This window comes from Escherichia sp. WS2035 (assembly GCF_046487065.1).
Taxonomy (GTDB): domain Bacteria; phylum Pseudomonadota; class Gammaproteobacteria; order Enterobacterales; family Enterobacteriaceae; genus Escherichia; species Escherichia coli.
On the sequence record NZ_JBJQKD010000016.1, the window covers coordinates 94,826 to 117,473 of the forward strand.

The 22,648-nt window shown below is 45.6% G+C and carries 18 protein-coding genes; 13 read left to right on the forward strand and 5 right to left on the reverse strand.

Annotated elements, in window-relative coordinates; all coding sequences use genetic code 11:
• Positions 1–490: 490 nt before the first annotated feature.
• Together ACJHX4_RS21825 and repHI2 are read left to right on the forward strand one after the other, a co-directional pair.
• A complete protein-coding gene (locus ACJHX4_RS21825; RefSeq protein ID WP_001572417.1) occupies positions 491–2,947 on the forward strand; it encodes an Ig-like domain-containing protein in 2,457 nt (818 codons plus the stop codon).
• Between the two features lie 1,107 nt (positions 2,948–4,054).
• On the forward strand, positions 4,055–5,143 hold the full coding sequence (gene repHI2, locus ACJHX4_RS21830) for an IncHI-type plasmid replication initiator protein RepHI2 (RefSeq protein WP_000159529.1): 1,089 nt from the start codon (positions 4,055–4,057) through the stop codon (positions 5,141–5,143).
• A 1,997-nt stretch (positions 5,144–7,140) separates the two neighbouring features.
• Here repHI2 and ACJHX4_RS21835 read toward each other — a convergent pair.
• The 5 genes from ACJHX4_RS21835 to ACJHX4_RS21855 form a co-directional block, all read right to left on the reverse strand.
• The gene (locus tag ACJHX4_RS21835) at positions 7,141–9,561 is read right to left on the reverse strand and encodes an Ig-like domain-containing protein (RefSeq protein WP_000681217.1); all 2,421 of its coding nucleotides are present in this window, start codon (positions 9,559–9,561) and stop codon (positions 7,141–7,143) included.
• A gap of 464 nt (positions 9,562–10,025) precedes the next feature.
• Positions 10,026–10,613: a hypothetical protein gene (locus ACJHX4_RS21840; RefSeq protein WP_000491822.1), complete on the reverse strand. Its 588-nt coding sequence runs from the start codon at positions 10,611–10,613 to the stop codon at positions 10,026–10,028.
• A 44-nt stretch (positions 10,614–10,657) separates the two neighbouring features.
• On the reverse strand, positions 10,658–10,921 hold the full coding sequence (locus tag ACJHX4_RS21845; RefSeq protein ID WP_000149861.1) for a hypothetical protein: 264 nt from the start codon (positions 10,919–10,921) through the stop codon (positions 10,658–10,660).
• 93 nt (positions 10,922–11,014) lie between these two features.
• A complete protein-coding gene (locus ACJHX4_RS21850; RefSeq protein ID WP_001167416.1) occupies positions 11,015–11,776 on the reverse strand; it encodes a methyltransferase in 762 nt (253 codons plus the stop codon).
• An 80-nt stretch (positions 11,777–11,856) separates the two neighbouring features.
• Positions 11,857–12,621 (reverse strand): hypothetical protein, encoded by a 765-nt coding sequence (locus ACJHX4_RS21855; protein ID WP_000277497.1) that lies wholly within the window; start codon positions 12,619–12,621, stop codon positions 11,857–11,859.
• 320 nt (positions 12,622–12,941) lie between these two features.
• On the opposite strand from ACJHX4_RS21855, the gene ACJHX4_RS21860 reads away from it, so the two are divergent.
• From ACJHX4_RS21860 to ACJHX4_RS21910, 11 genes are all read left to right on the forward strand, one after another.
• Positions 12,942–13,109 carry a hypothetical protein gene (locus ACJHX4_RS21860; RefSeq protein WP_000803860.1) on the forward strand — a complete coding sequence of 56 codons (168 nt, stop codon included), beginning with the start codon at positions 12,942–12,944 and terminating at the stop codon, positions 13,107–13,109.
• A 72-nt stretch (positions 13,110–13,181) separates the two neighbouring features.
• Complete coding sequence (locus tag ACJHX4_RS21865) at positions 13,182–15,572, forward strand: Ig-like domain-containing protein (protein ID WP_000694550.1); 2,391 nt, start codon at positions 13,182–13,184, stop codon at positions 15,570–15,572.
• Between the two features lie 434 nt (positions 15,573–16,006).
• Positions 16,007–16,477 carry a hypothetical protein gene (locus ACJHX4_RS21870; RefSeq protein ID WP_000170638.1) on the forward strand — a complete coding sequence of 157 codons (471 nt, stop codon included), beginning with the start codon at positions 16,007–16,009 and terminating at the stop codon, positions 16,475–16,477.
• A gap of 49 nt (positions 16,478–16,526) precedes the next feature.
• The gene (locus tag ACJHX4_RS21875; RefSeq protein ID WP_000581857.1) at positions 16,527–16,823 is read left to right on the forward strand and encodes a type II toxin-antitoxin system RelE/ParE family toxin; all 297 of its coding nucleotides are present in this window, start codon (positions 16,527–16,529) and stop codon (positions 16,821–16,823) included.
• A gap of 242 nt (positions 16,824–17,065) precedes the next feature.
• On the forward strand, positions 17,066–18,013 hold the full coding sequence (locus ACJHX4_RS21880) for a flavin reductase (RefSeq protein ID WP_164846946.1): 948 nt from the start codon (positions 17,066–17,068) through the stop codon (positions 18,011–18,013).
• 409 nt (positions 18,014–18,422) lie between these two features.
• Positions 18,423–18,800, forward strand: a complete 378-nt coding sequence (locus ACJHX4_RS21885; protein WP_000853477.1) for a hypothetical protein — start codon at positions 18,423–18,425, stop codon at positions 18,798–18,800.
• A 94-nt stretch (positions 18,801–18,894) separates the two neighbouring features.
• Positions 18,895–19,323: a hypothetical protein gene (locus tag ACJHX4_RS21890; RefSeq protein WP_001133498.1), complete on the forward strand. Its 429-nt coding sequence runs from the start codon at positions 18,895–18,897 to the stop codon at positions 19,321–19,323.
• Positions 19,324–19,387: 64 nt separating this feature from the next.
• Complete coding sequence (locus ACJHX4_RS21895; protein WP_001290637.1) at positions 19,388–19,645, forward strand: hypothetical protein; 258 nt, start codon at positions 19,388–19,390, stop codon at positions 19,643–19,645.
• 155 nt (positions 19,646–19,800) lie between these two features.
• Entirely contained in the window at positions 19,801–20,409 is a 609-nt protein-coding gene (locus ACJHX4_RS21900; RefSeq protein WP_000833773.1) for a hypothetical protein, read from the forward strand.
• Between the two features lie 168 nt (positions 20,410–20,577).
• A complete protein-coding gene (locus ACJHX4_RS21905; protein ID WP_000104323.1) occupies positions 20,578–21,828 on the forward strand; it encodes a site-specific DNA-methyltransferase in 1,251 nt (416 codons plus the stop codon).
• 280 nt (positions 21,829–22,108) lie between these two features.
• The gene (locus tag ACJHX4_RS21910) at positions 22,109–22,255 is read left to right on the forward strand and encodes a hypothetical protein (protein WP_001426334.1); all 147 of its coding nucleotides are present in this window, start codon (positions 22,109–22,111) and stop codon (positions 22,253–22,255) included.
• Positions 22,256–22,648 lie beyond the last annotated feature (393 nt).

Sequence of the window (22,648 nt, forward strand, 5' to 3'; positions counted from 1 at the left end):
TCTCCAATGACTAGTCTAAAAACTAGTATTAAGACTATCACTTATTTAAGTGATATTGGTTGTCTGGAGATTCAGGGGGCCAGTCTATCAGAAAACAGCATAAGAGCATGTATAACATTGGGTTTCCTCAACCTAGAAGTGATGGTTTCCCTGTTATTTTACATAAATTTGACTCAACAGATGCTTTTAAAATCTCGCTTCCTTGAATTTACAAACATATCAGCACAATTGGCAAACATAAAGGAGCAGCGTCTATCAAAAGTTACTTTTATGATTGGTTGAATACTCATTTTGAAGGCTAAAATCCAAAAAAGTGGATACAAAAAGTTACTTTTGCGTCATCCAGATGCACTGCCGCCATTTTGCATTCTGTACGTTGGTTGCTTTCTCACTTGATGTCTCTTTTAACAGGCAAATTATCACTTTATCCGACCGGACCTTGTAGGCTGAATCCGTAGAATAAGGCTATAACCTATTCCCGGAGCATCATATGCGTAAAACTCTAATTGGCTGCATGGTTGCAACTGCCCTTGCTACTGTATCTTCGGCACATGCTCAGGTATTTAGCTACTCATTTACAGATACCAATAAGGCTGTTCGGAATATCAAACCTGCAACACAAACATATCTTAATCCCGCTGGTGTTTTGACTCTGAACTTGATATCGGGTCTTGATCGGTACGAGCGAGTGACGGTCACACGAGACAGCGATAAAAAGGTTATGTATTCCTCCGTCTCGACCAAAACGAGCGTTGCAGATCGTATCGTTGCTGCCGATGGAACAGAATACTATGGAAAGGATATGGTTCTACCGGCGCTCGGAGAAGGGACCTTTACTGTAGTCAATGAAACTCTGGATATTCGCCAGACTGTAGTGAGCACATCTACTTATCATTTCATCGTTGATACAACTCCTCCACGCTATAAGAGTATTTATCCGAGTCAAAACGCAGGTTACGACATGGTACTTTCTGGGCCACTTTGGGAGTTGGGCCGAGGCGGTAGTGGCCAGTTTTCTATATTTGCAGACGGTATTGAGGATGCTAGTGGAATTGACAAGATCCGTCTTGTCATTAAACGAAGTAATGGTTCTGTGGTCTCCGACAATAACCTGAGTTATGACACAGCCAATAAACGTGCGTTCTATCCGTGGATTAAAGATATGAACACCCAGGCTGGCATGCCCTCAAGTGATCTTGATGAAGAATTCACCTTCAATTTCATCGTTACGGACCTGGCAGGAAATACGCTTAACATTCCTCCCCAGCGGTTTTTATATGACGATCAAATGGGAGAATTTACGCCATTTGCAGTTCATGACTCACGTGTAAGCACCAGTGTTGTACCCGGCATTTCTTCGGGATACGTCCCGTTTAAACGAGGCCTTACAGTGCTGGAAAACCCCTACAAGTTGGTTATACGTATCCCAAGAACTAACTGGAAGCCATATCGAAATGGTGGCATGAGCATTACCAATAACTATGGCGGAGTACAGGTCCTTTCCGAAGATGCCACCTATGTCTACGTGGAAGTTAAGCTGCCACAGGGTGCCTTAGATGGAAACTACTATAGACCTGTGAATACATATCAATGGTCTGGAGGAGATCTTGGTCAGTATGCCAGCTGGCTCAACTGGGATCCTGCCTCTGTAAAGAGTCCGGCTTGGGGAAGTTCACCCATAGAACGACAAAAGGCTGATGGAACATGGTTCAACAGCGTAAACTGGAACCTGTTCAAGGCATCTGATATGCCTATAAAACTTACTAATATCCGATTCAATGTACAGGCCAGGCCATATGATCAAAAAATCACTGGCGGAGCAACATGCAGTATTCCAGCTGGCTCAACAACCTGTACCGTCTCTTTGCCCCAGGATATTATAAATGGCACTACCGGTTATCTTCATAGTGGCTATGAAGTAAGGTCAACCACCGAAGCAACCTTCTTTGCCCCTATATGGGAGAATATAGCCTGGCATACACTGGGTCCCTCCGTCACTGGATTTGATTACAATGAAACCACCAACATTCTCCAGGTTTACGTGAATCAACCTGGAGATGGTTCATATTTCGACCATGTTTATGTAAATCGAGTTTGGTTGTCAGATAAAAACCGTAACAACGCAGAAATAAGCGTAACCGGCAAACAAACAGGTAGAAATATGGCGTCTGGGAACTACACGTATGAGTTCAACATGAAAGAGGTACCAGAAGGCAGTTATAACGTGGTGATTAATGCCCAAGATACATTCAACAATACCGGTAACCTCCCTTATCAAACAGTTGTCGTTGATAATACAGCACCATCTGTAAGTATTAGCTACGAAGGAAAACCGATCAGCAAAAACGTAACAGTATATGGGCTGGAGAACGTCCGTATACAGCTCACCGATGCTCTAACTAAACCATCCTTAAGCCGTATGACTCTTCGCGGTGGCCCTGTTTCTGATGCGGTGGAATTGTCTTGGGTGAATCTGGGAAACAACCTGTATGCACCTAATTATCCCAAGATCTTTCCGTCTCTTAATGAAGGCGAAACATACACTCTCACAGTTCAGGCCAAAGATGAGATGAACAACGTTAAAGAAAGCTCAGTCGAATTTAACTACCTTCCAAACAATCTCGTCAGGCTAGAGAATCTGAAAACCTTAGCTGTCAATGCTTCTCTCAAAACATCTGACAATACTGCTCTGGCTGTTCTGTATGCCAGCCAGCTGCGTAAAAAGGATGGTTCAATCGCTACAGGGCTTCAGGACGCAGTGCTTACTGTCCGTAAGGACGCTGCATTCGGCGTGACTGTAAATGGCGTTTCTGCGATGCCAGGTGAAAGCAAAGAGCTTCAACTGGATTTGGGGCTCGGGGACAGCCGTAGCTTTCCTATTTTCCCTGCTGTATCCGGCCTTACTGGCAGATCTGAGTTCATGATTAACATTGAAGAATTAAAATAAAGCAGGGCTGTTTTGCTGAAGCACAACGGCCGCCTTCTGATGCGCCGTAGCCCATGTTGTTGCAAATCAGTCCGACGTTCATTGCGTAAGTAACGCTTACTGCGGACCATGGTAGTGATTAGACTCACTACCATGGTCATTTCACCACATATCTTCTCTGCATTGCTCTTGTTGGGCAGACTAGTAACTCGTCACTAAATTGCAGCTTTTGTCTTGCTAAGTCGCTGGTATAACTGCACTACGAAATCGTCAAAAGATTTTATCCCTCATGTAGATCCAATAAATGATCCCAAAGGTGCCAGAGAGTACAAAGAAGATCCCGGTACGCTGTAGGCCGCATGGTTACTGGGCTGGAGCATTGTCACTGACAACAGTAGCGACATAAGTGACAACGGGAGTGACTTAAAAGACAATGGTAGAGACTATTTCGACGTTGGTAATGATTTTAAGTGACAATGGTAGTGAGGTTAGACTTAAACTTCCACTGTGAGGTAAGGTGACTCGCATTATTTAAATAAATCATTACTTTCAATTACTTGCGACACGAGTCTGCATGTATGCTTCTATTTCTCAAAAATTTATCCACCGAAAATGCCTGTGGCTGTGATTTAGCTTTGACGACAGTTTTTATCAGGGAGGCAAGTTGAGACCTGTATAAGAACTAAGCATTTATTTATCCCCATTTTCCACAAGGTAGTTCCAATAATTAGTACCTTAGTGTTCCTGATAGATCAAAAGAGATCCCCGCTGCCTCCAGGCCAGACGGCACAAGGCCTGAGACGTGATCAGTGACAACAGTAGTGATTATTTTGACATTAGTAGTGATTATTATAACGTTGGTAATGAGTTTTTTGACATCAGTAGTGATCAGAGCGACAATAGTAGTGACTTTTCATTAGATCTTTTTAACTTGATCTGATCCGTTGTTGATAAGAGTTGCAGGTCATTGTATGCAAAGAGTTTTTGCCAAGTTTTAATGAGTGGAGTCGTTTTTTTAGGTAGAACTTATGCACAGATATGGATCATCACAATGATCCATCCAGTGACATAGAGTTCGCTGGGGCTTACTATTCACCAATCTGTTTACACATTCAGTGATAACTTATTATGACTAAAGAGAAAGATACTGAGCAGCAGGACCTGGTCACCAGGGCTTTCTCTGTTAGAGAGAAAGAATCAGGTAAAGACATCATTTTGCGTCCTAACAGCAACCGTACGGTGCAGTCTATTGCTTTGATGCGGCTCGGGCTGTTCGTCCCATCACCAAAGAGTGTGGGGCGTCAAAATCGGGAATATAAAACGGTTGGCTTTGACGCAACGAAAGAGTTACAGACGCTCTCTTTAATGGAGAGCGAGGGGTTCACCAATATTTCAATTGTCGGTGAGCGTCTTAATATGTCAGTAGATTTTAAGACGTGGATGGGCATCATTCGAACCTATGCCAATCATCCGATTAACAATGACACGATAAGCTTAAAATTCACTGAATTCCTCAAGCTATGTACGCCTGAAAATTATCGCTCATCTACAGCGTCCAGAAAACGTATAGACGCCTCCTTACGCAGGTTAGCATCCGTTACCTTGTCGTTCACCAGTAATAACTCGTCCAAAGTCTATACAACGCATCTGGTACAGTCTGCCCTGTTAGACCCGGAATCAGATCAGGTTGTCCTTCAGGTTGATCCTAAGATTTTCGAGCTCTATCAATACGATCATAAGGTTTTGATGCAGCTGAAGGCAATTAAGGAGTTGGCCAAGAAGGAAAGCGCCCAGGCTCTCTATACGTTCATAGAGTCATTACCGCCAAATCCTATACCGATATCCCTTACTCGGCTGAAAAATCGTCTGAACCTCAAAACACGAGCAAATAGTCAGAATGCTACCGTGAGAAAGGCTCTTGAAGAGTTGGCATCGATAGGATACCTCAAGTACACCGAAATTAAGAAAGACGGAAAAGTATACTTCCAGATTCATAAGCGGGATCCCGATCTGAATTTGAACAATACTCAGCCTCCTTTAGAAGTGGTTGAAGATGAAGAAGAGAACTCAGGGTCTTCTGTTTTAGAAGGTGAGTTATGCCCACCAGCTGACCCGATTGACGGCGATGATGTTCTTACCGTCCATGATTTAACCGCTGAAGAACTGCGCTATATTCGTAGTCTTCGAAGCCAGAAAAAGAACAGCAACGCCAGCTAAAGTTAACCCGGCGGTTTAGGCTCCGGGTGCTAAATTACTTCTTCGATTTTCGTTAGTCCCAGCCCGCTCTTTCACGTCAACGGTAATGAGTCAAAAGTCATTACCGTTGTCATTGTTCTCTACCACCCTATGTAGATCGAGATTGCGAAATTCAACGCTTTCTCCTGAGTCACCTGTTAACACCCGGTTTCTACGCTTTACTTCATTGGCCAGTACATCCAACGGAAAATATCGTAACGGGGTGACAATGGCAGTGAGTTGACCCACTCACTACCATCGACATTCAAATCCCGGCTTCTCTGGTAGCTATAGTGACAATGGTAATGATGTGTACCTTACTGGCATTGTCATTGTCCTCCGAGTGTGCGTTCAGCTTTGGGAGGACACCGGAACTTAATGCGGCGAGTCACGGCCATTGTGAATCTCGATTGGATTGGCGAATACGGCTTCCGGTTGGGCCAGATGTCAATGGTTATGCTTCATCCAGCTCATTACTGTAGTCATTGCCGTTCAGTTGAGCTGATGCTCCTCTCATTCTATATGGCGACAACGGTAGTGAGCCCAGAAAGTGACTACCGTTGTCATGGCCGTCCAGTAGAGCGGGTCAACCTCTTAACTCACAGGGTGACAACGGTATTGAGCCCAGAAAGTCACTACCGTTGTCATGGCCGTCTGGTTAAGCAGATCATCCTCTCAATTCACAGGGTGACAATGGTAGTGAGCCTATTAAGTCATTACCGTTGTCATTGCCATCCAGAAGAGCGGATGATCCTCTCAATTCATACGGCGACAATGGCAGTGAGCCCAGCAAGTCACTTCCGTTGTCATAGCCTTCCAGAAGAGCAGATGAGCCTCTTAATTAACAGGGTGACAACGGTAGTGAGCTCATTAAGTCATTACCATTGTCATGGACGTACAGCTGAGCTGCTCATCCTCTCAATTCACACACCGACAATGGTAGTGAGCTATTAAAGTCACTACCATTGTCATATACGTCCAGTTAAGTGGACCATCCTCTCAATACACACGGTGACAACGGTAGTGAGCCATTAGAATCACTACCGTTGTCATTGCTTTTCAGGTGCACTGATAAGGCTCTCAATAGACACGACGACAATGGCAGTGAGCAATTAGAGTCACTACCGTTGTCATTGCTTTCAGCTGAGCTGATAAGGTACGTCATTTACACGATGACAATGGCAGTGAGCCAATCGAGTCACTACCGTTGTTAATGCCGACCAACCGAGGGAAGGGTCCGCTCAAAGAACTGAGTGACAACAGTAGTGAGATCATCCAATCACTACCATTGTCAGCTTAAACCTGTAGGACGAAGAGGCTTGTCCGATAAAATGACGACAATGGAAATGAGCCTATCCATCACTACCACTGTCATTAAAGTCCAGCGGTTCAACGTTAATCAGTAGCTCCGGATGACAATGGTTGTGAGTCAGGCAATTCCCAAGCATTAGGTGACAGCAGCGTAACACCTCTAAGCTCACTTCTGTTGTCAGGGGTTAGGGTATTGAGTCTCTACCGTCGTCAGTGTTTCTGAGACACCAGTATTGCAGATCACTACAATTGTCACTTAAATATCGACGGGGGAGTAGATGCAAGTGACTGGCTAACCAGTACCAGTTTAGATTCAAAACGATCCCATCTTTGTGGATGCGCTTGAGTAAGCTCGTATGACGATATGTCAGAGAAGTGACAACAGGTGTGAGTTGCCGGACTCACTCCCGTTGTCATCCCCGGTTGAAGGAAGAGAATCCCCGGGGCTGTATATTTACCAGGTATCCTTACTCAAGGGGTTCGACACTCACTCCCATTGTCGTAATCAACGAGTATGCATTGTCTTTTGAAAGCATCGCTGGAAACGTACGATTAAAGTAACTTTTCTTTCGGTTCTTCCTTGCGAATCTCTGAAGACGTACTGGCTGATCGGAGTCGAGGAGGGCAGTAAAATTGAAGCCGTCAGTTTTACTGTCGGCTCCGGGTAGTTACTTCAACTCGTCGATCTGAATCATGAATTCTGAGGTGCCAACTTTCCCATTTTCGGAAGGATAAACGGGTAACAGAAGATTATCCCCCTGGCCCATATCTATTTGCACCTCAACTGACTCGCCTGGAGCCGCCTGTGCCCCATTAAATTTAATACCGAAGGCTGCATCCTTCCGCACAGTCAGCGTTGCGTTCTGGACCCCTTTAGCAATTTCTCCATTTGTCTTACGCAGAACGTTAGTGGACAGGTACGCAAGTGGTACGCCATCTGTCGTTTTGAGAGGTGAACTGACCGACAATGTGCGTAGATTATGTAACTGCACAAGGTTATTCGGTAGATAACTGAACTTCTGAGTATAGGTTTTGGTATTCGACTGACTATCGGCAACTGTTACGCTAATTGAATAATTTTCAGATGGTTCGAAATTTGGGAACAGCCTCGGATACTCAGGCATGTATGTATCTTTGCCTGCCGGTGACCACGTAAGCTCAACGTTATCAGCTGTGGGGCCACCTACGAGCTGAAGACGGGTTATCCTCGGGGTTGTCAGATTATCTGCCAGAGCGATCCTGAGGTTCTCCAGGCCGTACACTACCGTATCGTCTTTTACCGGCTTTCCGTCGAATGTTATGGCCACTGTCGGAGGAGTGTTATCCAGAGCAATTTCTCCGAAAGTTTTATTGGTCTGGTTCTGGAAGAAGTCCCTGATGTTGACCTCAACGTTGTATTTTCCTTCAGACTGACGGGATAAATCATAAGCAATCGTGTAGTTACCTGAGATACGAGATTTGATTACGCCTGTTGGTGACATCCGGGTACCGGTGTTCTTATCGGAAAGATAAAATTCCCTCAATGAGACCGAGTCGAACCAGTTACCATCGCCTTCAAGTGACGCCAGTACATCCAGCTGCTTGTTAGTCTCGTCATATGATATCGAGTTTATTACCGGCAGTTGTTTATTGTTCCAGCGTGTCATAATCCATTGCTCAGACCGCAAAATGGGATTGCTGATGCTGCGAACGAAGTAAAGGATTCTATTGTAGCCCTGGGTACCCAAGGCCATATCAAACGTCTCAGGCGCTTCACACGAGGTTTTTCCTGCCGGAATGGTGCAGGTCGCCTTACCGCCGATCTCCTGTGCAAAGGGCCGGGCTTCAACGTTAAAACGAAGTCGGGAAATTTTAATTGGCAGTCGTGATGAAGCCACACTCTCAAAATCCTTCCACTTAACCCAGTTCCCCTTATCATCGAGGAAATCTACCCAGGTACCCGCAAATGCAGGCGTTTGGTTTGCAGATGGGTTTAGAACGAGGCTGTATGACGGATAATACCCTCCCCACTGGCCAAAGTTCGCCATACGAGCCATATCCCCATTAATTGAGCCATAGGGAAGAGTCATTTCAACATAAGCATAAGTGCTGTCTACAGCTATCTCTTTGGGGGCGGAATATTGATTGATGAACTGAAGCCCACCTTCTGAATAAGCACGGTAGTTAGATTTTGGGATCCGGTAGACTAATCGAATAGGGTTTTCGTTAACGACCATACCGGCTTTGTAAGCCGGATAATTAGAAACCCCGGGTACGACGCTGGAAGACGTATTTGGATCATGAACGGCCCACAGTGTCATCTCACCCAGCGTGTTGTCGTAGCGAAATTTTTGAGTTGGCAGCGTTCGGCTATTACCTGCGTTATCGAAGATAACAACTTTTGCAGTAAAGTCTTCATCCAGGTTGCTGTCTGGTATTCCGGTTCCCTTAACTGAATTCTTAGAGTAAGTGTGGTACATCTTTTGGCCGGATACGTCATACTGCATCTGTGTAGTGCTGTAGAGGCTACCGTCCTGCCTGTAAATATATATTAGGCCCTTATCAATACCATTTGCATCACTTACGCCCGAAGAGGTGAAGTCATACTGCCCCGTTGCCTCTAATCCAAGCTTCCACACGTCACCAGCGGTAGAGCCAGAACCAGTATTAGCGGTAAGAGCATTTGCCGCTGGAGGGGTGACATCAATTAGCCAGTTATAGTTATAGGTCGCTACAGGCTTCTGATTGAGATCTAACACGTTTATCTGAACGACAAATTTGCCTTCACCCAAAGCAGGCAAAGTTACTTTTTTGCCGTAGAACTCACTACCGTCAGCAGCTGTTAGTCGGTCTGATACACCCGTCCGTGTAGTCGTAGTATTAAGAATGACAGTTCCAGTGTCTTTCGTGACTTTGACATTAACGAAACGATCAAGACCTGAAATAAGTGTCAAAGTTACCGGTGATGCCGGATTAAGCATAAGACGAGAAGACGGGGCGTGGATCTCAATACCGTTCGTGTCCTTAAAGGCCGATTCATATATCTGAGCTGGGGCCTGAACAGACATACCGAGTCCGGCTACAGCAGTAATAAAAGCGAGATGTTTCATTCTTATTCCCCTTTAGGTTTGGTGTTATTTTAAGCTTTTCCTAAAGGTCACTATGTTCGTAAAAGTATAAAAAACTTCTCCATATGGTGCTCGAAATTACAAATCTATAATTTGCCTTTCGACAAACCTTATTGTGCGTTCAGGACGTAAATCTTTCTTTTTGGAATTACATCTGACATTGCTGTGGTATCCAAACTGGCAACGATTGCAAAACTTATAACATTAGCCTGAAACTATCGGCATCCACATATCGCATTAAGTGATGCTTTTACTTTGTGTAAAAAAGAATCAGGATAAATTAGGTATGACAGATATAAATGCGTTAACGGACGGCATATATGAATCAAAACCTGGCGGTATTACGCCACCAGTCGAGAGGGGAGTGAACCTCAGTCAGTACGTCTACCTTCGTTCCGCAAGGCGCTTCTTGTTGTGAATTACAAACTGCCCTGGCGAGAACTGCATCATTTCACCCCCAGCAACACACGTGCCTCTTCAACGGTTTGCCACGAAGGCATTGCTACGCCAGATTGACTGCCGTTGCCTCTGCGCTCACCGGTGTCACATTCTACATAAAGACGCATCAGCATCGCTTCTATTTCAGCGGCCCGGCTATTATCCATTACCAGTTCTGCTGCGCGTCGTAGCTGTTCTGGAATGTCATTCCACATTCCCGCACCACTTCTGTCTTTGTTAGTGAGCAAGTCTTCAATAGCAGATGAAGCCATGTTAAGCAGGTCAGCCGAAACTAAAGGCATCGGCGGGGCGGTATAGAGGATTCGACGTCTTCCGCGTCTGTCTGGATCGTATTTATCATAAAAAGCTTTGTTCACATCTTCCCAGTGCCACTGAAGTTGCCCGGTTGCGTCATGGTGGCAAAACTCGCACTGATAAACAGGCGCAATCGACATAACTGCCTTTCCAATACGTGCCAGTACAGCAACTTCGTCAGCTCTAAGACTCATTGCTTCGCTTGGGTTACTACCCTCGGAAAATTCCAAAATTTGTTCAATACGTTCTGGTGTGAAAGTGGTCATAGGCTTTGAAAACATATTTTTTCCAGTTGTGCTTACCATATCATCAGGCCTTAAGAGCGTTAGCGAATAATTAACAGGTCAGGACCAAAACTAAATCCTTCCCCCATACGGTCTTCATGACGGGAGACATATGCCTTACCGTATTTCTCCAGATCCTGTAAGCGATCTTTTGCCAGATTCCACGAGTATTCCTGGCCCCACACGGGTCCGTCACGCCCGTCAAAGCGGTCAGGTTTACAATTTGCTTTCAGAAGTGCGTAGACATGCTCCAGCGTGGGTAGCTGCAAAGCACTATTAGCCTGAGAAACGGCAGTATGCGTCATTTCTGTTCACTCTTTATTGATTTAGTCAGTTAAGCCGGTCAGGTAACTTTAACCGGCTACTCGTATTAAGATTTCTTTCCGGTTGCTTGTCAGTTAGCGGCGAAGATCAATTTCAAGGCGGGCTGTTTTGACCTTTGTTCCGGACTCCCTAAATGTATCATCCGGAAGAGGCGAAATTTGTCCGCCAAGTTGTTTGACTCGCTCCCTGAGCGCTTTTGTCAGTGTGTCTTCCCGGAACAATACCCCAGCTGACAGAATGGCCTGTAAGCGACCTCGCTTAGCGAGCATTGCGATGGCATGCATGACATGTTTAACGTCAGAGCGTTTAAGGAATGGTGGATTCATAACGATAACATCAAAAGTTTCATCGGGCTGGTACCCAAGAAAGTCGGTATGCACCAGCTCGGCCCCTGTGCTAAGGACACTATCGTTCTTCACTGCAAGGAATCGCTCATCGTTCAATTCGATCCCGGTAATCAATGCATCCGGAGCCGCCAGTTTTAAGGCTTTCAGAATGCGGCCATCACCAAACTCAGGCTCCAGAACACGTTCCCCGGCAGCTGGTTCAGCGCGTAGAACCATATCTGTGACTAAATTCTCAGGGGTAGGGAAGAAATTGAACAAATCACGTGGGATGTCGACCGAACCTGTCAGAATGATTTGCTCGATACGCTCAGCTGCATCCGCCGTAAAAATATGTGCCTGCTCTTTTCGGTTCCATTTGCCACCGGCAGCTTCCAGCACTTTGTTTGTCTTAACATAAATGCTGCGGTCGAGCTGGTCGGCCAGGAAAAGAAAGTTCCCTTCAGCACGGCAGCGAGATAAGACGTTCAGAACTTCAGTTGAGATTTGCATTAAAACTCCATTAAGAGGATTTACCCGCCTGGCGGCAGCGGGTTGGTTACTTAAACAGGACAATTCAGATTTGGCCTTGGTTAGTCGGCAGACAACAGCAGGGATGGGCTGTTATAAGCGAAGCGGTCAACGGGAGCCTTCTCAAATCGCTGACCGCTTGCATCAGGGGTCAGAACGAGTCCGTTATGGGCGCAATGAATGTGGAGCAACATATCCCCGCCGGTGTTGATGTGTAAGGCAGGCACACCCTGATCGATTTCGAACATGACACCAAAACAGGGGTTACCTTCCTTGTTAACAACTTCACAGTGGATGTTATGTTGGCCGGTAACGCTGACCTGATAGGCCTGACTGTCCTCTTCTCTCAGTGTTTCCTCCTCCAGGCGCCAGTCCTGAAGTGTGAGGCTAATTTCAGGGGTATCATGCTCCTTCTGAAGAGCCTGGATACCTTTACGGAACAGCTGCATCATTTCATGAGTAAGGCAGTCTTCCTCAGCTCCAAAATGTTCTTTCCAGCCTTCAGGATCTGCATACATCCAGACGTTTTTAGCGAGCGAAGGTAAGGAAGCATCAGGCTCTACAAGGAGGTGAGGGATGCTCTCTTTGATTCCGAGATAACGTACTGGCTGGCCGTTAAGCGGTAACCCATCCGGCACTGTAACTTCAGCTCCTGGCAAGACGACGCTGTTTACCAGACCTCCACAATGTTCTGCCACCACCCGGCCTAAATCTGCCATAAACATCCGATGCTTTTCTGGTGAGTCCAGCTCACCAAGGAGTTCAGGTTTAAGCAGTAAACCGGTAATAATCTCAGTCAGTTCACGAGGAGATACTAATTTATACATTTTGTTTTCCTTTTCTGTGTTGGCTTTATATTAACAATCCAGATGCACGAGCTAATAACCTCCAGACAACTTTTTCAAAAATTATATACTTAAAGCAGGGGCTAATATGCGCAAGAAATGAATTTAGGAAGGATGGCTTCAAATTTAACTTTTTGGTTTTTTATTTTAGACGGACTTTAAAATAGCATCGCTGGTAAAATAATAAACATGGTTTATTTTTTGTTTGTATTGACAATCAAATGGGTAAAAATTAATTTACTTACATGGCGTATATTTAATGCCACCGTCCCGGCGGCACCGGGCATAAAAGGAAAACCATCTTGAAACCAATGCTCAAAAAAGATTTTTTTTCAGCTATTGAAAACCTTCTCAAAGCTGGCTTTCAACCTCGCTTTTACACTGTTAACAGTGGACGAATCGGTCTCATTACATTCACTGATAAAAATGGAACAAAACAGGTCCCGCCGGGCAGAAAAGAAAAACATTAAAATTAGCTATTTTCCCGAAAAGATCTCGAACACTGAAAAAGTATCATGGGGAACCTGATCAGGAGACAACCCATGAAAATCAAACTAGCCCTGCTTATTGCATTTGCAGGTTTCAGCGCAGGAGCTTCCGCTGAAATCGCAGAATTCAGCTTTAAAGATACCCTGAACGTTAAAAAGACCGTATCGCCTGCATCCGTATGGATTAATCCGGTAACGAGCTTTGACGTTGCCGTTATTTCCGGTCTGGACCGTTATATTACGCTCAGTCTGCTGAAAAGTGACGGGAGCCTCATCTGGAGCACGAAAAGCAGCCTGGTTACCGTAGATGACCGTACCACATCTTCGACAGGCTTTGATTATTACGGCAAGACTCTGACCGTACCAGCGATGGGAGAAGATAGCTTCACCCTCAGAGAGGTGATTACCGACTTGCAAGGGAAGGAGGTCTCCCGGCAGGATTACCCGCTTGCAATTGACCGAACGCCTCCGGCAACGGGTACCATAAGTTATACGAGAAACGGGTGGAACTTTGGCAGCGAAGCGATCTTCACTTCAGTACCAGCCGGTATGCAGTACGCCAGCGTCCAGGCACTGGTCTTTAATGGACTGAGTGATAAAGGTTCCGGGCTTGCTAATGCTGAATATTTCATAACCGATGCCGCTGGAGTGGAGCGTAAAAAGCCAGCGGAAATTAATACAGTGGAAGGTAGCGTAACCGTTCAAGTCGCCGACGCAAGCAGCAATGCCCTGGCACCGGAAAACCGCTCTGAATATAAAGTGGGGATCTACCTTTATGACAAAGCGGGAAACAGGATCGAACTAAGCCGCCGAAGCGTAATTGATCGGGTTAAGCCTGACGATATCATCCAGGTGCAGGACGCCACTACCGGATCATGGGTCACTTATCAGTCTGGCATGACCGTCTTCCAGAACCCTATTTCCGTACGGGTATTAAGGAAAAAAAGTGACTTTACTGCTGTTAACGGTTCCAAATATGGCTGGGCGGACTCGAATTTCCAGACGTCCGATAGCACTTATAATATTTATACTTTCAAATACATATATCCCAATGTGGGGGATACTTATCATGAATTCCAGACTCTGGCAGGAGGAGTAAGACGAATTCATCATAACTCCCTCAACTTCACTCCAGCCCCGGCGATGGAAATAGCCCCGAAGATAGTGGCTAAAGAGATGTACCGGAGTGATACCAGTGAGTGGTTAACTCAGGCCTCAATCAGCGTTAAAACCGCCACCATTAGCCGCATAAAGGTAACCGCTGAACCCCGACCATACGTGCAAAAGTTCAGAACGGTAAAAAATGCAGCCTGGTTCTGCACTATACCTATCGGACAAAGTTCATGCGAGATGACGGTTAACTTCAACTACACCAGTGACAAAGGATTTGAGTATCTGCACCTTTACTCGGGAAAAGATGGTGACAGCATATTCGATGCGCTTGCTGGTAATTTTACGGTTATCTGGGATAACAACCCACCGGTGGTTAATGTCGCTCAGGTAAACAAGGCCTCCAAGACAATCACTATGACGGCCACCGATAATGATCGCGTCAACGCCTGGAACATCAGCTACTGGGATACCAAAGTTTTCGAAGCCACCCTTAAAAATGCCCGGGGGGAACCTTTCACGCTGAAGCCTGTGACCGTCAGTGAAAGCGATTATAAAACCAAAAACGCCACCTTCTCATACGCTGGTCTACCGGACGGGGATTATACGGTGGTTAGCGTCTCTGCCACGGATCTTGTTGGAAACACCGGAACCAAAACGCTTAATGCACCGCTGAAAATTGACTCAACGCTTCCGGTTATCGCGTTCAGTTTTAATGGCGCAGACGCAGAAGGAAAACTGGTTAAAGGGCTTGAGAACCTTCGCATAAGCGTTACTGATGCCTCTGGGGATGCTTCCCTGACATCGCTTCAGCTCGCTGGTGGACCTAACTCTGAAAAGGTCACCCTGGCATTCACGCCGTTATCCAAGGATGTCTTTATTCCGGAATACCCCAGAATCTTCCCCAACACTGACGAATCGGGACAGATGTATCATCTGGAGGCACTGGCTATTGACGAATCAGGTAACCGGACCACTAAAACGCTTAATTTTACCTACCAGCCTGCGAATCTGATTATGCTGGATAATCTCAAGACGCTGGCCACAGCCGTAGCACTGAAAGCAACGGACAACACGCCGCTGGCCATCATCCGAACCAGTGTGTTGCGGCGTCAGGACGGTTCTATCATTACCGGACAGTTAAACGGAACCCTGACTGTTCAGAAAAATGCCCAGTTCGGCGTTACGGTTGCCGGAGTTACGGTCCAGCCTGGTGAAACTAAATCGCTGTCACTGGATCTTGGTAATGGTGAAGAGCGCACGTATCCCGTTACTCCCGCTGTAAGTGGTCAATCTGGCACGGCCACATTTGCTATAGAATTCCCTCAAACATAAGCTCTTCAGAAGGGTGCGGTAGTATGCCGTACCCTGTTACGCCATCCTCAATGTAATATGTAGAGTTGAGCATGACTTAATTATTACTTTCTCATTAAGTGGCTCTTAAATTGCAAACGGGAAAGTAATATTCCCGAGACGGGAAGGACGCCTTCCTTTTGGTTTTAATCTATGATGCTAAACCGTTTAATCACTCCGGAACAATGCCCGCGTTTAAATGGCTGGCACCAGTACATGATTTATCCATGAATGCTTTTTGATGCACTTTTACTTCAGAATGCTCTTAATTTTTTAAACAAAATTATATTTGAATCCTTCGTGTATAAATTTGCAGACCCTCTCTCAATGTTTTTTTAAAATATTTACTCTCAGGTTATTAGCCAGTAGATTCATTCTGTCATGATTACTCCAGAACTAACCGGAGGAATCACATTATGACCAAATATTATGATCGCAGTGGAATTGAAATCTCCAGCGCAAAAATCCGCTGTGTTGATTCTGTAAAAGGTACTGCGGAATATACTTTTCGTATTCTTTGCGATAAATGCAATGGTCGGGGAGAGCGTAAGCATTTTTATAGAAGTCGCTGTATGGCTTGTAAAGCCACGGGTTACAGCCTCGAAACGACCCGCACTGCTTACACGCTGAATGCGCTGTACCGCATTAATGCTCAAGCTGCCCGCAAAGTGTCAGCATCCTTGCAAAACGAGCGTTTGAGGACTGAAAACGCCCACAACTCTGCGTTCAATGCATGGTGCAGATCTCATCAAAAAATGGTTGATGCAATCACCCAGCAATCCAGCAGTAATAATTTTCTGGAAAGCCTTAAGTCTTCTTTAACCCACCAGCGTCAGTTAAGTGATAAGCAGCTGGCAGTCGCCGCCCGCATTTTAGGGATTCATTAATTCAAAGCCCTTTTAATTTAATTTTAAGGTCAATTATTACGGAGGAACTATGATCCATTCATTTAAAGACAGACGGCTTGAAAAGTTCTTCCGTAATGGAAAAACAACGGCAGGTATTCCTTCTGAAATTATTAACGCGATTCTGTGTCGACTCGAAACGCTGGATAATGTCCAGAGTGAGCGGGAGTTATTATCCAACAGCTTGCGTTATGAACGCTTAAGAATGACGTCAAACCGTTATTCCTCCATTCGAGTAAACTCTAAGTATCGATTATTCTTTGAATGGAATGATGGCGCACATAATGTCCATTTGTCAGCACATGACTATAAATCGCTCATCCATTAAGGTTAAAAATGAAGCTATTTTCAATTTCATCCCGGGATACAAGCATGGACGCGATGTTTTATATCCAGGCCAGTACTAAACAATAGGCAAGTTACATATTTAGTACCCTTTCCCCGAAGCCTACTGCGAACTGCCAGCTTACAGATTTGCAGAATGAGACGGTCGTCCCTTCCATAAGCCCTATTTCGCTTTCACTTAACCCCTGGTCGATCAATTCCCAGTCCCGAACCCGGGAATTGAGTATGGCCACGCATGGTCTTAACCTGATCTGTGCAGTCACGGATGAGCATACCCGTCAGATAGTAGACTTTTGCGATAACCTTGGACAGCAGCTTAAGGATCCGGACGACAAAAGCGCCTGGGTTAAGCTCATTAATTCTGAATGCGCATTGCTTAATTCTCCGCGTTTATATCCCGTTCTGCTGGAGCCGGAGACACCGGCACAATTTGAAATCTTTGTGCCAGCTCCGGAAGATGGCGATCACGACACGGTTATAGCCAGCGTTGTTGAAGAATGTTTCGGAGATGAATGCCGGTACAGAGCAACGGACAAAGCTTTTGCAATGTCGGAAAAGCCAATCATCAGGCTGGAAGCACATTTCAATGACAAACGGGAAAAGGTTTTAGAACTGACCTTTTCCAGTTTCAACCTTTCACTTTCTGCGTCCGTGTATGAACACCAGCTACGTCAGATTTTATTACTTTGCGAAGATTTTGGCGTAAGGCTTCAGGGTAGAGCCGGGGCATCCTGCCACATCAATATGCGCAGCGCTTACCGTCGTCTTGCACATGTCGGCACCGGCTCTCGCCCAGGTGATGGGAGTGATGTGCGGGGCTATACCTCATCTAAAGAGCAAAAAGATGTTAAGGGGCTGCTCGATAAGTCAACCAGGGGAAGTGAGCTTGTACCGGCGAGGCACGGGCAGCAGTTTAACGGTGTCTTAGTGAATGCCACACCCGCACCGGCCACGACGGGTTTTATATACCTGTCGCATGATTTTCCGGAAGGCCAGTTTATGATGACAGCCGAGGTGTTGCATGTTGGAATAACACCGGGCGGGATCTACTACATTGAAACACTGGACGGATACCGGTTTATCGTTACAGCGTTTGAAAAGGGATTAATGAACGGTTTAAGGGAGTTTTTGGCTGTAAATGAGGACTACTTTAAGTATTACCGCTGGTCTTAGCGTCTGACCTGAAACCGGTAGGCCAGGGAAGGCAACCGGGAAAATGCAATTTAACCTGATCCTCTCCCTACCACTACCTTTACCCACGTATAATAGCCCGACCAAATTATAATGCCCGATCACCGCATTGGCTGAAACCACACATATTCTTCTTAGGCCTCGCCTGATGAACTTCGACCACAAGACAAAGGAACGTAACTAATAAATAAAATTTATGAGCTGCACAAAAGTTACTTTTCCATAATGGCGCTTCACTTACATTGTGGTTTCATAATCATTGTTGGTATTTAAAAAGGATGTGTTCAATCTTAAATAAAAGGCGGTGTTTTTTTTTTCTGAAAATTTGCTGGGAGGTTATTAGCTGGGGGTTGGGTAACAGTATAATAAGTACAGATGAAAAGGAGGTTTTATGAAAACGTTAGACGTGATTTCAACTCAACTCAACTTTAATAATCTGCTGAATCAGGCAGGATATAATCTTTCAGAAATTGTTGTTAAACGCTACAGCGCTGCACCCGCCTTTAACGAAGGGCACTGGTTGTTCATTGCAGAGCAGGATAATCGCTACATTGAAGTGGTCAGTCTTCTTTCAAAGGCATCAGAAAGCGGAGAGCAGCATGTCGATATCTTTATCAATATGTTCGAAGATCCGATTGATGACATTATCTCCCGAAACATTGAACCCAAAACATTTGCGACACTTTATAAATACATTGAACGTATACCTTTTACACCGGACGTAAAAAAAGAATTCTTGAGCAGTATTGAGACTATTAATTTTAGTTAACTAAAAATTACAGATTTTCTTTCACCAAGTTATTAGGTAATGATATCGACCTGGTATCATTACCGTATCATGAATATGGACGGGGACGGGTAAAATGCCTAATAATACTGAAGTCATTAGCTGCGACTTATTTTCAATTCTTTCCTCACTTAATTTTAGTGTTGAGGATATTACAGGGCTAACTCCGGCCAAATTCAGAAAGGGGGCTTTCTTGCATGCAAAAATATCTGCAAGCCAGGCCACGCGAGCAGCTGATATTTCCCTTCAATTACTCACGGATCGTGTTTCAGGTGAAATGAACTACGTAATAGTAATTGGCAGGCACGAAGGGCTCCTGCAAAGCGAAGCAATTGACCCAAACGCTGATAAGCAGTACCGGGAAAACCGTCATTCTCGCCATTTTATCCCAGTAACCGATGCCAATACCAAAGCCCTGAAAAAAACCTGCAAGGTAATGAAAACATATATCAAAGAGCAGGCATTTAAGCCTAACACCTGGGGGCACAATTTCATTAAGGGTTGATTTATTCTTGCCCCGGTGAACCGGGGCAACGCTAAATTAACCTCAACCTGAGCTGGAGGCACAAATGTCTGAAAAACACTTTATCGTAAAGATCCAGAACCGTAACGGCGACCATGAGAAAAGCTATGTTCGTATACTCGTCAGCGATTGTGAGAAAAATGCTTGCCAGACGGCACTGATTTCCGAGTGTGCTGGCGAGGTTGAACAGCTGAGTTTTGAAGACGGTGGGGTTTATGACTACAACGGCGAAAATCACTACAGTGTCAGGAGCTGCGTGGAGGTTGCCCCTGAAGATGTTGCAACTTTGCAACGCTACCTTTAACACCTGCGGCATTAAAAAAAATATCGGGTGTCTGTTACAGGATGCCGCTGTTTTAAACGATGCCTCAAAGATCGCTATCGCTCCTGATGCCTTCATTAAGAGCGGGTTTGTGGTAGGTTCAGCGTAACAAAACTACTGGAATTTTGGTTGCCTCGATGAAGAGCTGCTTTTCTGATTTACCCGTTAAAGACGGCAAGTCCGGAACTTGGAAACTGGACACTTTCGAAATTACCACAGATAAGGCGCTGACCCTCGCCCTTCGTGCCGAGTGTACTGGTAATACAGATGAGTTTATCCCGCCCGGTAGATATCGCCGCTTGTCCAACGGCTGGGATGTGGTGATGTCCAATACCCCGATGGAGATCCGAACCTGCCAGGATTTTATAGAGCGAGCCACCGGGCGGGTGCTCATTAATGGTCTTGGTCTTGGTATGGTGCTCCACGCCATTCTTCAGAAAGACGATGTAACCCATGTCACGGTAATCGAAAAAGAACAGGATGTTATTAACCTCGTTGCAGCCTCGTTTGCAACCGATCTTCGCGTTGAAATTATTAATGCTGATGCAATGGAGTATTGTCCACCAGCTGGCGTTACGTACAACGCTTGCTGGCATGACATATGGACAGACTTCGCAACAGCTAATCTCGCACAGATGGATAAGCTGGAAAGTAAGTACCGGGACATCTGTGACTGGCAGGGATCGTGGGGCAGGGAGGAGTGTGAGCAAAAGCTCATTGAGTTCCAGAATCTTGAGGCTGATTAATCCAACTTGCGAAGGTGTCTCCGCTAAAGGAGCCCGGCTCGCTCTGTGCAAGCCCAGCTGTGCTGCATGATTTGGCAAAGTCTTCAACAAACCAGATCGGTCTGATTTAGTAATCTCACTTCCAACCATCAGGCCGATATAATAACTGTATCCCCATTAGGATGGCTGATGAGTACGATTAATACGGACTTAATTGCGCATATCTACGCTGCCTCCGAATCGCCGTTGACCAACGACGAGCTTTATCGCGAAGTGCAGCGTAAAACTGGCATGTCGGATGCCGAATTGCACGAACTGAAAGAATTTGGGTCAGATAAAACCAGAACCAGCGGCGTCAAACATAAGGTTCGCTGGTTTCAGCAGACTCTCCGTCAGGCCGGGGTCATCGAACGCGTTCCAGAAAAACGGGGCGTCTGGAGATACGCCTCTAAGACGAAAACAAACCTGCATGAGTCATGGGAAAAGCTCTGTGTTGTCGGTTTCTCAACTTCTCTTGGGGCATCGGTTTTTGGAAACGCCTATGCCTTCTTCAGCAATATCACCGAGCAAATTCATCTTTGCCTGACCTCGCCACCTTACCTCCTTCGAAATTCAAGAGACTACGGGCACGGAGGGGGGCGTGGCGAGCAGGCTTATATTGACTGGCTTCTGCGTATCCTCGAACCGATCGTGAAACAGCTTGTACCGGGCGCAAGTGTGGCATTGAATATCACTCAAGATAGCTTTAATAGGGGTAGGCCTTCACGTTCTCTGTATCTGGAGCGTCTGACACTGGCATTATGTGACAAGCTGGGGCTTGAGCTCATGGACAGGCTTCAGTGGGTGAATCGCAGTAAGCCCCCATCGCCAACGCACTGGGCATGTAAGCAACGGGTGCAGCTCTGCTCATCGTATGAGCCTGTGCTGTGGTTTACCAATGATGCGAGTAAGGTTCGTTCAAACAACTTACGTGTACTACAACCGCATTCAGACCAGCATCTAAAATTGCAGGCAGCAGGCGGTGAAAATCGCACGACCTTTTATGGTGATGGGGCGTACCAGCTTAAAAGCGGTTCCTTTGGAAATAAAACAGAAGGAACGATCCCCAAGAATACTTTGTTTTACGGCAATAGCTGCGCTGATACGAGATTTTGCCATTCCATTGCCCGCGAGCTCGGTTTTCCGCTGCACGGTGCAACGTCTCCTACCAGGCTTGCAGCGTTTCTGATTGAGTTTTTGACAGAGCCGGGAGATCTTGTTGTAGATCCCTTCGCTGGCTTGCATAAAGTCCCCATCGCAGCCGAGCGACTTGGCAGACGTTGGCTGGCGACGGACAAAATCATGGAGTGGCTGGCGATTTCCCGAAACCTTTTTACGGCCGCACCGGGATATAAGAGTAACCCCATGCTGGATGAGCTCGCCGAACTGTATCGGACTTAATGCAAGTTAACGGTTTTGATAAAGTGGTTTGAAGCGACAAACGGTTTATTCATTTAGCAGTGGTTCCACCAGAGAATGGCAATATTAACGGCTTAGCATATACCGCTGAGATAATCAGGTAGTCATTCATTTCCGGTTGTCTGTATTAACGAGTGTATTCATTATTCACTTGTTTCTACGATATAGACCCAACAAAAACAAATTGATGGTTGTGATACAGATGTTGTTGGATTAACTAATTTGGTAATTTAGACGGTTTCTAAATTAAAGGTGGACAGATATGAAGTCAGATTCAGAAATGGCTTCTCCTATCGAGTTGCACATTGGCGATCATGTCCAGCGGCATGGTGCTTTATCTGAGGTCATGCATATTGTTGAATCCAAATGCGATATTCCCGGCGGCATCCGGGTAGCAGCATGCATTTGACGGGTTATCGGTAACGTTCCGGGCAATATTCCTCGTGGTTGGCTGGAAACACCGAAGCGTATGGCTGAGCGAGGCGTTAAGTGGGCGACGAGTCTGCCCGGAGGGCTTTACTTTAACATGCAGGGGAACGCACATGCGAAAGTAAGCCGGGTTATTCGTAATGTGACTAACTGAAACTTTTTTCTGAATTGCGGTGTAAAAGTTACTTTTCACCGCGTCGTTTTCCATCACTACTAATTCAGAGTTTTTCTGAAATAAGCAGAGTTAAAGCTAACGATTTATTCAGGCCATTTTATTCTAATCATTATCCTACACTTCAAAAATATGCAATATTTTTTCTTCTGACCTATTAGCCAGAATTCTCGATTCGGTATCATTTACTTACGGTAATTC

What these genes read in the sequence shown, in the direction of transcription:
- ACJHX4_RS21850 (WP_001167416.1), bottom strand. Translation starts at nt 11,776, where the DNA reads ATGCAAATCTCAACTGAAGTTCTGAACGTCTTATCTCGCTGCCGTGCT.
- ACJHX4_RS21905 (WP_000104323.1), top strand. Translation starts at nt 20,578, where the DNA reads ATGAGTACGATTAATACGGACTTAATTGCGCATATCTACGCTGCCTCC.
- ACJHX4_RS21900 (WP_000833773.1), top strand. Translation starts at nt 19,801, where the DNA reads ATGAAGAGCTGCTTTTCTGATTTACCCGTTAAAGACGGCAAGTCCGGA.
- ACJHX4_RS21870 (WP_000170638.1), top strand. Translation starts at nt 16,007, where the DNA reads ATGACCAAATATTATGATCGCAGTGGAATTGAAATCTCCAGCGCAAAA.
- ACJHX4_RS21910 (WP_001426334.1), top strand. Translation starts at nt 22,109, where the DNA reads ATGAAGTCAGATTCAGAAATGGCTTCTCCTATCGAGTTGCACATTGGC.
- ACJHX4_RS21825 (WP_001572417.1), top strand. Translation starts at nt 491, where the DNA reads ATGCGTAAAACTCTAATTGGCTGCATGGTTGCAACTGCCCTTGCTACT.
- ACJHX4_RS21880 (WP_164846946.1), top strand. Translation starts at nt 17,066, where the DNA reads ATGGCCACGCATGGTCTTAACCTGATCTGTGCAGTCACGGATGAGCAT.
- ACJHX4_RS21895 (WP_001290637.1), top strand. Translation starts at nt 19,388, where the DNA reads ATGTCTGAAAAACACTTTATCGTAAAGATCCAGAACCGTAACGGCGAC.
- repHI2 (WP_000159529.1), top strand. Translation starts at nt 4,055, where the DNA reads ATGACTAAAGAGAAAGATACTGAGCAGCAGGACCTGGTCACCAGGGCT.
- ACJHX4_RS21855 (WP_000277497.1), bottom strand. Translation starts at nt 12,621, where the DNA reads ATGTATAAATTAGTATCTCCTCGTGAACTGACTGAGATTATTACCGGT.
- ACJHX4_RS21835 (WP_000681217.1), bottom strand. Translation starts at nt 9,561, where the DNA reads ATGAAACATCTCGCTTTTATTACTGCTGTAGCCGGACTCGGTATGTCT.
- ACJHX4_RS21885 (WP_000853477.1), top strand. Translation starts at nt 18,423, where the DNA reads ATGAAAACGTTAGACGTGATTTCAACTCAACTCAACTTTAATAATCTG.
- ACJHX4_RS21890 (WP_001133498.1), top strand. Translation starts at nt 18,895, where the DNA reads ATGCCTAATAATACTGAAGTCATTAGCTGCGACTTATTTTCAATTCTT.
- ACJHX4_RS21840 (WP_000491822.1), bottom strand. Translation starts at nt 10,613, where the DNA reads ATGTTTTCAAAGCCTATGACCACTTTCACACCAGAACGTATTGAACAA.
- ACJHX4_RS21845 (WP_000149861.1), bottom strand. Translation starts at nt 10,921, where the DNA reads ATGACGCATACTGCCGTTTCTCAGGCTAATAGTGCTTTGCAGCTACCC.
- ACJHX4_RS21875 (WP_000581857.1), top strand. Translation starts at nt 16,527, where the DNA reads ATGATCCATTCATTTAAAGACAGACGGCTTGAAAAGTTCTTCCGTAAT.
- ACJHX4_RS21865 (WP_000694550.1), top strand. Translation starts at nt 13,182, where the DNA reads ATGAAAATCAAACTAGCCCTGCTTATTGCATTTGCAGGTTTCAGCGCA.